This is a genomic window from Psychrobacillus sp., assembly GCF_056205495.1.
The window spans coordinates 1-5,607 of record NZ_JBAEAP010000561.1; the positions used below are offsets into that span (position 1 = coordinate 1).

General features: G+C 37.7%; 7 protein-coding genes, 1 tRNA gene and 1 other RNA gene. 1 reads left to right on the forward strand and 8 read right to left on the reverse strand.

What is annotated here, in order from left to right:
- Window positions 1-198: 198 nt before the first annotated feature.
- The 6 genes from AC06OU_RS15800 to ffs all read right to left on the reverse strand — a co-directional run bounded on the left by AC06OU_RS15800 (window position 199) and on the right by ffs (window position 3,852).
- Complete coding sequence (locus AC06OU_RS15800) at window positions 199-456, reverse strand: pro-sigmaK processing inhibitor BofA family protein (protein ID WP_340881164.1); 258 nt, start codon at window positions 454-456, stop codon at window positions 199-201.
- Between the two features lie 59 nt (window positions 457-515).
- Window positions 516-728: a YaaL family protein gene (locus AC06OU_RS15805; RefSeq protein WP_169361346.1), complete on the reverse strand. Its 213-nt coding sequence runs from the start codon at window positions 726-728 to the stop codon at window positions 516-518.
- Window positions 729-744: 16 nt separating this feature from the next.
- Window positions 745-1,341, reverse strand: a complete 597-nt coding sequence (gene recR, locus AC06OU_RS15810; RefSeq protein WP_169361347.1) for a recombination mediator RecR — start codon at window positions 1,339-1,341, stop codon at window positions 745-747.
- A gap of 11 nt (window positions 1,342-1,352) precedes the next feature.
- Window positions 1,353-1,673: a YbaB/EbfC family nucleoid-associated protein gene (locus AC06OU_RS15815; protein ID WP_475857052.1), complete on the reverse strand. Its 321-nt coding sequence runs from the start codon at window positions 1,671-1,673 to the stop codon at window positions 1,353-1,355.
- A 14-nt stretch (window positions 1,674-1,687) separates the two neighbouring features.
- Window positions 1,688-3,439 carry a DNA polymerase III subunit gamma/tau gene (dnaX, locus tag AC06OU_RS15820; protein ID WP_475857054.1) on the reverse strand — a complete coding sequence of 584 codons (1,752 nt, stop codon included), beginning with the start codon at window positions 3,437-3,439 and terminating at the stop codon, window positions 1,688-1,690.
- A 146-nt stretch (window positions 3,440-3,585) separates the two neighbouring features.
- Window positions 3,586-3,852: signal recognition particle sRNA large type (gene ffs / locus AC06OU_RS15825), an RNA gene on the reverse strand.
- A 149-nt stretch (window positions 3,853-4,001) separates the two neighbouring features.
- Between ffs and AC06OU_RS15830 the strand changes: the two genes are divergently transcribed.
- Window positions 4,002-4,094: transfer RNA gene (locus tag AC06OU_RS15830), tRNA-Ser, on the forward strand.
- Window positions 4,095-4,392: 298 nt separating this feature from the next.
- Here the strand turns inward: AC06OU_RS15830 and AC06OU_RS15835 are convergent.
- Both AC06OU_RS15835 and AC06OU_RS15840 read right to left on the reverse strand, forming a co-directional pair.
- The gene (locus AC06OU_RS15835; protein WP_169361350.1) at window positions 4,393-5,067 is read right to left on the reverse strand and encodes a deoxynucleoside kinase; all 675 of its coding nucleotides are present in this window, start codon (window positions 5,065-5,067) and stop codon (window positions 4,393-4,395) included.
- A 1-nt stretch (window position 5,068) separates the two neighbouring features.
- The coding region (locus tag AC06OU_RS15840) for a deoxynucleoside kinase (protein ID WP_475857056.1) at window positions 5,069-5,607 on the reverse strand (539 nt) is incomplete at its 5' end.

Sequence of the window (5,607 nt, forward strand, 5' to 3'; positions counted from 1 at the left end):
ATCATCATTAAATGATGTCAAAAATTGTTTTGCGTCAATCAAGCCGAAGCTTGTTGATGCTGTATGTCTTAACGTTTTGCATGTTCAGTTTTCAATGTTCATTGTGTCAGCCAAACTTGTTTACCTCTTGGCGACTTCTACTATATTACACTCGTTTTAAACTTACGTCAACACTTTTTAAAAACTTTTTTTATTTTTTTATATTAGTATAGAAATAGCTACTACTGACGCTACTCCTGGAACTCCTAACACTGCTACTACTGCGCCTGTAAAAAGATTAATCGGAACCGCGTATCCTGCTGTTCCAAGTAATAAATGAACTCCAAATAACAGTAAAATAGAAAACCCTAAACGAAATAACAAGATAGAAATACTCTCAAATAAATTAGAAGACGAACTCTTCAATACTAAAAAAAGTAATAATACTAGCGAACACACAATAATGGTTAACTTCATGTTATTATCCCTCCATAAAATCAATATTCTTATTATATGAAGCTAGTACTATTAATATTCTATTTTATAATTACATTTCGAATCTTTGCCTCTTTATATAGATAGAAGTGTATACTCTCTGCCATTTTCCTTTTAGCAACTGCATCTAGATCATAGTCATTCAAGTAATCTTCAATTCGTTGAGCTTGTTGCCAATCTTCTTTGGTAGCTTTAATAAGCTCTACAAATCGTTCATCAAATTCTTTTTTTAGTTTCCCCTTTTTAAAAAACATCCAGCTCTACATCTCCTTATAGCTCTCTACGTCCTTCTAAAGCTTTAGAAAGAGTAACCTCATCTGCATACTCTAAATCTCCACCTACAGGCAAACCATGTGCAATCCTCGTAGTCTTAATGCCTGAAGGCTTTACTAGACGAGATATATACATCGCGGTTGCTTCTCCTTCTATAGTAGGGTTTGTTGCTAAAATCAGTTCTTCTACTTGGTCATTCTGTAATCTTTTTAAAAGGGTCGGTACATTAATATCCTCTGGACCTATTCCATCCATCGGTGAGATAGCCCCATGCAGTACATGGTATAAGCCATTGTAATCTCTCATTTTTTCCATTGCAATTACATCTTTTGTATCTTGTACTACACAGATCATAGATCCATCACGCTGTTTATCCTGACAAATATGGCAAGGATCTATGTCCGTGATATGTCCACAAACCGAGCAGTAGCTCAAGTTCCTTTTAGCGTCTACTAGAGCTTTTGCAAAGTCTAGTACTGTATCTTCTTTCATAGTTAACACAAAAAATGCCAGACGGGCCGCTGTTTTGGGCCCGATTCCTGGCAATTTCATAAAGCTTTCAATTAGCTTTGATATCGGTTCAGGATAATGCATGATTTGTCCTCCTAGAACATGCCAGGAAGGTTCAATCCTTTCGTGAATTGACCCATAGTGGCATTAGCTGTTTCTTCCGCTTTTTTCATTGCTTCGTTGGTTGCAATTACGATCAAGTCTTGTAGCATTTCCACATCGTCTGGATCTACAACAGTAGGATTTAAAGCTACCTCTAATACTTCTTTTTGTCCTGAAACAGTAACTTTCACCATTCCACCACCGGCAACCGCTTCAAAACGTTGAGTTGCTAACTCCTCTTGAGCTTCAGCCATTTTCTTTTGCATCTTTTGCATTTGTTTCATCATACCTTGCATATTTCCCATTCCACGCATAATTATTTTCCTCCTTAGTCATCATGTACTTCTACAAAATCTTTGCCGAAAAGCCTCTCAGCTTCCACAATCAATGGATCTTCTGAAATCTCTTCCATTCCTTGCAGTAACTCCATCGCTTCTAATGGTTCTGAAGAAGACGCCGCCTCTGACTCTGTTGAATCTTTCTTTAATCCATTTTGCTGAATAAATTCTTCTCTAATCTTTAACCAATTTTCTTCAGGTACATACACTACCTCATACATCGTTCCAGTAAGATTCGCGATAAGCTGAGGGAAAGAAGTTGAGAATGTTTTATTCTCCATTGCCATTTGACAATGTATATCATACTTAAATTTTAACACAAATGCAGTAGAAGATGCTGCAACTGGCTCCGCATCATTTAATAACGCTGCATGTGACTTTTGTAGCTGTTGTAGGATAGTTGCCCAATGAGATTTAATGGCTTGGATATCTGATTTTGTCGCCATTTTTAAAATTTCTTGAATACGTCCACTAGACACTTTGACTCCTGAGGCTTTTTGTCTTGTTCTCTTTGGTTGTTCCTGCTGAGCCCCTTGACTGTTTCCTGTAGTATAAGTGCCTTGGCTTAATTGCTGCTGAAGTTGTTGTAATTGCCCTTCAAGCAACTGGACTTTATTCTCTAATTCAGTGGTATTAACGTTACCTACGTTTGCATCTTGAGGTACTTGTGCCAACCGTATAATGGCAGTTTCTAAATAGACCTTCGCATGATTAGAAAAACGCATTTCTTGTTGGGTGTTTGTAAGAATCGAGATACTCTTATAAAGGGTTTCTACCGGAAACTTAAAGGCAAGTTCTCTAAAATGCTCATCTCCCGTAGCAATTTCTAACAATTCCGCTTGATCGGGAGCTACCTGTAGTACTAATAAATCTCTATAGAACGTAATAAAATCCTCTGTTAATCTTACAGGATCTTTTCCGTCATCTACGAGCTTTTCAATGCTCCCTAATGCATGGGCAACATCTCTTTCACTCAATGCTTCTGCAAGCTGATAAAATACATCCTGACCTATTGAACCAGTTACAAGTAAAGCATCTTCTATAGTCATTGTTTCGCCACTAAAGGATACCACCTGATCTAACATACTGAGGGCGTCTCGCATCCCTCCTGCTGCAGCCTGGGCAATGATTTTCAAAACATTTACATCGTATTCAATTTGCGCATCTGTCAGCACTTCTATCATTCTAGAAACGATATCAGTTGAGGTAATACGTTTAAAATCGAAACGCTGACATCTAGAAATGATGGTTAATGGTATCTTATGTGGCTCTGTGGTTGCCAGTATAAAGACGGCATGTGCCGGTGGTTCTTCTAATGTTTTTAATAAAGCATTAAAGGCACTTGTAGAAAGCATATGCACTTCATCTATAATATAAACTTTGAAACGAGCATTGGAAGGAGCAAAACGCACCTTTTCAATAATATCTCTTATCTCCTCTACACGAGAATTAGAAGCAGCATCGAACTCAATTACATCTGTGTTGGAACCCTCTGTAATGCTTTTACAAGTCTCACATTCATTACATGGTTCCTTTGCAGGGCCATTTTCACAGTTCAAAGCCTTTGCAAATATCTTTGCGGCACTTGTTTTCCCTGTTCCTCTTGGTCCTGAAAATAGATATGCATGAGTAGTTTTATTATAAAGGAGGGCATTTTGAAGGGTTTGCTTGATATGAGTTTGACCGGACATTTCCGCAAACGACTGAGGTCGATAAGCGCGGTAAAAAGCTTGATACGACAACAAGTTTCCCTCCCTCTTTTGTTTAAGTAAAGTATGGACTAATTATATCATAAAGAGAACTGTACTTCTGCTCCAAACTCTAATATGGACAAATAAAAAAACTCATTCCTCCGAAGATGAATGAGTTTGAATTATATAATTTAAAGCCGTGCACCTTCCTTCGATTGATACACATAGGCGGCACCTTTGTCGTTAACTCAGTCTAGGCAACCCTGCGGCACATGAGAATGCACCACTTAATGCTGCTTCCTTCCGGACCTGACATGGTTCATGGGCTCCCATTGCGCAGGACCCAGACGTCAACATCACGTGCAAATACCAGACCCTACATATAAACAACCTCGAGAAGGGGTTCAGTCTCGCTAGAGCGGATTGCGAGTTACAAGACACCGCTACCTTCCCACCTAGCACGGCAATATTCAGTATAAGCTTTTTTTATCGAAAAATCAACGGAAATATCCGGTTTCACTTTTTCTATACATTTATTCTAAAGAAATTACTATATTTTTTTCAAAAATATTGACTTTGAATTTCATCCATGATAAATTAGTTCTTGTACTTCGGAGGAATACCCAAGTCTGGCTGAAGGGATCGGTCTTGAAAACCGACAGGCGGGTCATACCGCGCGGGGGTTCGAATCCCTCTTCCTCCTCCATTTTTTAACAACACACACGCATAAATTTGAGATTGAATTCGTTGCTTTTGTAACGAATTTTTCTTAGCCATACATGTTCAGAATATTAAGAAGTTGACTTTTTATGGGTCAGCTTCTTTTTTATTTTATGAATTGTTCCAAAATGAAATCCTCAACATACTTAGTCGCCCCAAGCTTTCCATGTTTAACCCTTCTTTCCTCCCACTACTACCATTTCTCATCCCCATTGAATTCTCCCTTTTACTTAATATCATCCTTTGTAACAAAAAAGCTTCCGCAATAAATGCGGAAGCTTTCATTATTTACGTAAGGTAATTGTCTGTGTTTGTTCCATAAAATGTCCAATTCTTTCAAGAATTAGCTCGACATCTTCAGGATTTTCTACGATATCATAATCATTAATGTTAAGGCGAAGCACCGGGCAACCATTAAATCCATCAATCCACTTTTCATAACGTCCATGCATTTCTTCCCAATAAGCAATTGGCGTCTGCTGCTCCATCGGACGACCTCGTTCATGAATACGATCGATTACACTGTCCAGAGAGCCTTCTAAATAAATTAAAAGGTTAGGATGCGGGAAATACGGTGTCATCACCATTGCCTCGAATAGACTTGTATATGTCTCATGATCGATTGGATCCATCGTTCCCTTTTCCTTGTGCATTTGAGCAAAAATGCCAGTATCCTCATAGATAGAACGATCCTGAATAAATCCTCCACCATATTCAAACATTCTCTTTTGTTCCTTAAATCTCTCTGCTAGGAAGTAAATCTGTAAATGAAAGCTCCATTTAGAGAAATCCTCGTAAAAACGGTCAAGATATGGGTTAGTATCTACTTTTTCAAACGAAGTCTTAAAATGTAATGCGTCAGCAAGCATTTTTGTCATAGTAGATTTCCCCACACCTACAGTTCCTGCAATAGTAATGACAGCATTGGCTGGGATGCCATACTTTTCTCTTAAGTTCATGTTATTTACTCCTTTTATGTAGTGTAGCACTTACTTTTTCTAAAATTATATTTAAATCCTGGCTGTTCTGTACAAAATCCATTTCATCACCGTTGAAACGAATAACAGGTACGTCTGGGTGCCTTGCTTCAAAGTCATCTATAAACATTCTATAGTCCGATGAAAGTTGCTCTAAATAGCTTGTACTAATTTTCTTTTCGAACTCTCTCCCACGTAAATCAATACGGTTTTCTAACACGTCTATACTTGCATCTAAATAAATTACCATGTTCGGGATTGGCATATCCTTCGTTAAAATATGATAAATGGACTCGTATTTCTCATACTCGACCTCATTTAGGGAGCGTTTTGCAAAAATAAGATTTTTAAAAATATGATAATCCGCAACAACTGCTGTGTCGTTGGATAAGTATTTTTTTTCAATATCACTTAATTGCTTATAGCGATTACAAAGAAAGAACATTTCAGTTTGAAAGCTCCACTCTGCTATATCTTCATAGAATTTATTTAAAAAGGGGTTTTCGTCTACGATCTCTTTTA

Bases quoted from the DNA above. Each gene is read 5' to 3' on its own strand.
- recR (WP_169361347.1), bottom strand. From the start codon at position 1,341: ATGCATTATCCTGAACCGATATCAAAGCTAATTGAAAGCTTTATGAAA.
- AC06OU_RS15800 (WP_340881164.1), bottom strand. From the start codon at position 456: ATGAAGTTAACCATTATTGTGTGTTCGCTAGTATTATTACTTTTTTTA.
- AC06OU_RS15805 (WP_169361346.1), bottom strand. From the start codon at position 728: ATGTTTTTTAAAAAGGGGAAACTAAAAAAAGAATTTGATGAACGATTT.
- AC06OU_RS15835 (WP_169361350.1), bottom strand. From the start codon at position 5,067: ATGAACTTAAGAGAAAAGTATGGCATCCCAGCCAATGCTGTCATTACT.
- AC06OU_RS15815 (WP_475857052.1), bottom strand. From the start codon at position 1,673: ATGCGTGGAATGGGAAATATGCAAGGTATGATGAAACAAATGCAAAAG.